Below are 4,438 nucleotides of genomic sequence, written 5' to 3'. Positions count from 1 at the left end.
GTACCTGTGGGAGCGGGCGTGCCCGCGAAGAGGCCGATACAGGAGAGGGCTGATCAGATCAGCGCTTGGCCAGGTTCAGCTGCTGCTGTTCTTTCGGCAGCACTCGCTTGGCCACCACGTAATGCTTCTGCCAGTAGGGCTTGCTCAAGGTATCGATGCTTACCCGCTTGCCGCGGCGTGGAGCATGGATGAAGCGGTCGTTGCCCAGGTAGATGGCAACGTGGTTCACCCGGCGGCTCTTGATGTTGAAGAAGATCAGGTCACCTGGCTTCAGGTCACTCTTTGCCACCTTGACGCCGTGGCCCTGAGCCATGGCATTGGAGGTGCGCGGCAGGTCGACGTCGGCGACGTCGTTGAAGGCGTATTTGACCAGCCCGCTGCAGTCGAAGCCTTTCTTCGGGCTGCTGCCGCCCCAGACATAAGGGGTACCGAGCACATTCACCGCACGGCTGAGCACGTCGCTGCTCTGCTTCGGCGACATGGCGGCGACCGGCACGCCGGGCACGCTGCGGCTGCTGGCGACATTGCTTGGGCGGGTGCGCAGCGCGGTCTGCTTGACCGGTGCATGTCTTACCGAGGCATTGGTGGTGTAGCCGGTAAAACCATTGGGAAGACGTTGCTCACGATTGGTGGCGTGGGCGGCCAGGGGCAATAATAGGCAGAGGGTCAGCCATGTCTTGAGTAAAGGCGGCATAGATGAAGCTCTTATGAATAGTTATGTGTTGGGCGCGCAACTTTATAACAGCTTTTTGATCAATCTTTGATCCGTTGGTCGATTGTCCAGGTGCCGTACGTCGGCCTGCGACAAGAAAGTCACATTTTTTCTTAGAAAATTTTCGGATAACCCACGGGGGCTATGAATGAACAGTTATCAACAAGGGGCGCCGTTTCACGACACCCACAGCAAGACCATTGGCTACCTGCTATGGATTTTCGGCTTTACCGGGTCGCATCGTTTCTATTACGGCAAGCCAGTAACCGGCACCATCTGGTTCTTCACCCTTGGCTTGCTGGGCATCGGCTGGTTGATCGACCTGTTCCTGATCCCGTCCATGGACCGTGAAGCCGACCTCAGGTTCCAGTCCGGGCGCATTGACTACAACATCGCCTGGATCCTGCTGACCTTCCTGGGGGTGTTTGGGCTGCACCGGCTGTATCAGGGCAAGTGGATCACCGCGATCATCTACTTCTTTACCGGCGGGCTGTTCCTTGTGGGGGTGCTGTATGACTTCTGGACGCTGAACAGCCAGGTTTCCGAGCGGAATGCGGGGCGCTGAAATTATTCGCGGGTGAACCCGCTCCTACAGGCACCATAGAGCCCTGTGGGAGCGGGTTCACCCGCGAAGAGGCCGGAAGCGCCTATGAAAAAGCCTTGTCGCACCGAAGCGGCAAGGCTTTTTTTTTACTGACGGGTCTGCCGCTGTTGCAGCAGCAGGTTGCTGAAACCTGCCCCGGCCAGCTGCTTCTGCGCCCCGGTCAGCTGCTCGCGGTTGCTGAACGGGCCCACCAGCACGCGGTACCAGGTTTCGTCCTTGACCGTGCCCGACTCCACCTTCACCGACTGGCCCAGCAGGATGATCTGCGCGCGTACCTTGTCGGCATCAGCCTGCTTGCGGAACGAACCGGCCTGCAGGAAGAACTGGGTTGTTGCCGCCGGCTTGATCACCGGTGGTGCCGGTGGCGGGGTCTGGCCCATAAGCGCAGCCTGAGCTCGCGCCGTGTCGATCTTCGCCGCTTCGGCCGGCGTCACCGGGGTCACCGGCTGGGCCGGGACGGGTGGCGTCTTCTCTGGCACGGCCTCCGGCGGCACGATCACCTCGGACTCCGGCAGCAACGTGTAGAAGTCGTACTTCGGCTTCACCGGCTGCTGCGGGGTGGTCTGCGCCGGTTTGCCGGCTTCGGCCACTTTTTCCGCCTTCTGCTGCTCGGGTTTGGTGCGCTTGATGTCTTCGCCACCGGGCTCGAGTTTCATCAGGAACACGATGAAGGCGCCTACGGTCAGGCCTACCGCCAGCCATACCCAACCGGGGATCGGCTGCTTGGCCGGTGCCGTCTGGCGGCTGGCGCCGCGTTTGGGTGCAGGTTTTTTCTTGGCAGCCAACTTACATGCGCTCCAGGGTTTCCAGGCCGAGCAGTTCCAGACCTTGCTTGAGGGTGCGACCGGTCAGGGCCGCCAGGCGCAGGCGGCTCTGCTGCTGCTGCGGGGTTTCGGCGGCAAGAATCGGGCAGTTCTCGTAGAAGCTGGAGAACAGGCCGGCCAGGTCGTACAGGTAGCTGCACAGTACGTGTGGTGTGCCCTTGTCGGCGACGTTGTTGAGGATTTCGCCAAACTGCGCCAGGCGCGCGGCCAGGTCCTGCTCATGGGCAGCCTGTAGCACGATGTTGCCGTCGACTTCATCGAAGCCCTTGCCCAGTTTGCGGAATACGCCAGCCACGCGGGTGTAGGCATACAGAAGGTAAGGCGCGGTGTTGCCTTCGAAGTTGAGCATCAGCTCGAAGTTGAAGCTGTAGTCGCTGGTGCGGTGCTTGGACAAGTCGGCGTACTTAACCGCGCCAATGCCCACCACTTCGCCGATGTGTCGCAGTTCGTCATCGGCCAGGCTCGGGTTCTTTTCCTTGACCAGCGCGTAGGCGCGCTCCTTGGCCTCGGTGAGCAGGTCGATCAGCTTTACGGTGCCGCCGTCACGGGTCTTGAACGGGCGGCCATCGGCGCCGTTCATGGTGCCGAAGCCCATGTGCTCCATCTGCATCGGGTGGCCGACGAAGCCTGCGCGGCGTGCAACTTCGAACACTTGGTTGAAGTGCAGGGCCTGGCGCTGGTCGACGAAGTACAGGGCGCGGTCTGCCTTGAGCACGTTGCTGCGATAGCGCACGGCGGCCAGGTCGGTGGTGGCGTACAGGTAGCCGCCGTCGGCCTTCTGCACGATAACCGGCAGAGGTTCGCCTTCGCTGTTCTTGAACTCGTCGAGGAACACGCACTGTGCACCCTGGTCTTCGACCAGCAAGCCCTTGGCCTTGAGGTCGGCGACCACGTTGGCCAGGTCGTCGTTGTAGGCGCTTTCACCCATCACGTCGGCCATGGTCAGCTTGACGTTGAGCAGTTCGTAGGTCTTCTGGCAGTGCGACAGCGAAATGTCCTTGAAGCGCGTCCACAGGGCCATGCAGTCCGGGTCGCCGGCCTGCAGTTTGACCACCAGACCGCGGGCGCGGGTGGCGAACTCTTCGGATTCGTCGAAGCGCTTCTTGGCGGCGCGGTAGAAGTTTTCCAGGTCGGACAGTTCGTCGCTGGTGATCGGGTTTTCTTCCAGGTAGGCCAGCAGCATGCCGAACTGGGTGCCCCAGTCGCCCACGTGGTTCTGGCGGATCACCTCATCGCCGAGAAACTCCAGCACGCGCGCCACGCTGTCACCGATGATGGTCGAACGCAGGTGGCCGACGTGCATCTCCTTGGCCAGGTTGGGTGCCGACATGTCGATCACGACCTTTTGCGCAGGGCCGGCCTTGCGCGCGCCCAGGTGGGCGTCGGCCAGTGCGGCATCCAGGCGGTTGGCCAGGGCGTCGGTGTTCTGGAAGAAGTTGAGGAAGCCGGGGCCGGCGATCTCGACCTTGCTGATGTCGGCGCTGGCCGGCAGGGCATTGATCAGTTTCTCGGCCAGGTCGCGCGGCTTCATGCCGGCCGGCTTGGCCAGCATCATGGCGATGTTGCTGGCGAAGTCGCCGTGAGTCTTGTCCCGGGCGTTTTCCACCTGGATCGCCGGCGACAGCCCTTCAGGCAGCACACCGTCGGTGACGAGTTGGGTGAGGGCTTGCTGGATCAGCTGGCGAATGGTGTCTTTCATGGGGATCTCTTTTCGACCGCAAGCGCGGTGGAGCGCTTGGATGCGCAGGTGGAAAAACTGGGCATTATCCGTGGCCGGGGGCGGGTTGCCAACCTTTGGGGTGCAACCATCAAGGGTTCCATGTTGTGTTCGAGGGCCTCATCGCCGGCAAGCCAGTTCCCGCAGAAGAGCGCGCGCAACGTGTGGGAGCTCGCTTGCCGGCGATTAGGCCGGTCGATTCAGTACAGGTCTACCGGGTCGACATCCAGCGACCAACGCACCTGGCGCCCGCTCGGCATCTGCTCCAACACTAGCAACCAGGAGCTGATCAGTCGATGCAAAGGCGCCCGGGTATTGGCCTGTATCAACAGTTGCGCCCGGAAGCGCCCGGCGCGACGCTCCATCGGTGCTGGCACCGGCCCCAGCAGCTCGATGCCAGGCAGGCGCTGTTCCGCCACCAGGCGCTCGGCGGCGGCGCAGGCCTCGTCGAGGAAAGCTTCGGCCTGCCCGGGCTTGTGCGCTTCGGCGCGCAGCAGTGCCAGGTGTGAGTAAGGCGGCAGCCCGGCGGCGCGGCGCTCGTCCAGGGCCTGTTCGGCGAAGGCGAAGTAACCCTGCTCGGT

General features: G+C 62.5%; 4 protein-coding genes and 1 pseudogene. 1 reads left to right on the top strand and 4 read right to left on the bottom strand.

The window, feature by feature from the left end; all coding sequences use genetic code 11:
- Positions 1-58: 58 nt before the first annotated feature.
- Positions 59-694 carry a C40 family peptidase gene (locus tag ACK1U9_RS10135; protein ID WP_085602018.1) on the bottom strand — a complete coding sequence of 212 codons (636 nt, stop codon included), beginning with the start codon at positions 692-694 and terminating at the stop codon, positions 59-61.
- A 166-nt stretch (positions 695-860) separates the two neighbouring features.
- On the opposite strand from ACK1U9_RS10135, the gene ACK1U9_RS10130 reads away from it, so the two are divergent.
- Positions 861-1,277 (top strand): NINE protein, encoded by a 417-nt coding sequence (locus ACK1U9_RS10130; RefSeq protein ID WP_085602019.1) that lies wholly within the window; start codon positions 861-863, stop codon positions 1,275-1,277.
- 125 nt (positions 1,278-1,402) lie between these two features.
- Here ACK1U9_RS10130 and ACK1U9_RS10125 read toward each other — a convergent pair whose 3' ends face one another.
- The 3 genes and pseudogenes from ACK1U9_RS10125 to ACK1U9_RS10115 all read right to left on the bottom strand — a co-directional run.
- On the bottom strand, positions 1,403-2,101 hold the full coding sequence (locus ACK1U9_RS10125; RefSeq protein ID WP_046613537.1) for an SPOR domain-containing protein: 699 nt from the start codon (positions 2,099-2,101) through the stop codon (positions 1,403-1,405).
- A 1-nt stretch (position 2,102) separates the two neighbouring features.
- Positions 2,103-3,839 (bottom strand): arginine--tRNA ligase, encoded by a 1,737-nt coding sequence (argS, locus tag ACK1U9_RS10120; RefSeq protein WP_046613536.1) that lies wholly within the window; start codon positions 3,837-3,839, stop codon positions 2,103-2,105.
- A gap of 218 nt (positions 3,840-4,057) precedes the next feature.
- Positions 4,058-4,438, bottom strand: a pseudogene (locus ACK1U9_RS10115) (primosomal protein N'); the annotation flags it as partial.

The organism is Pseudomonas sp. XP1 (assembly GCF_053557675.1).
This window is presented reverse-complemented; position numbering and strand designations above follow the sequence as displayed.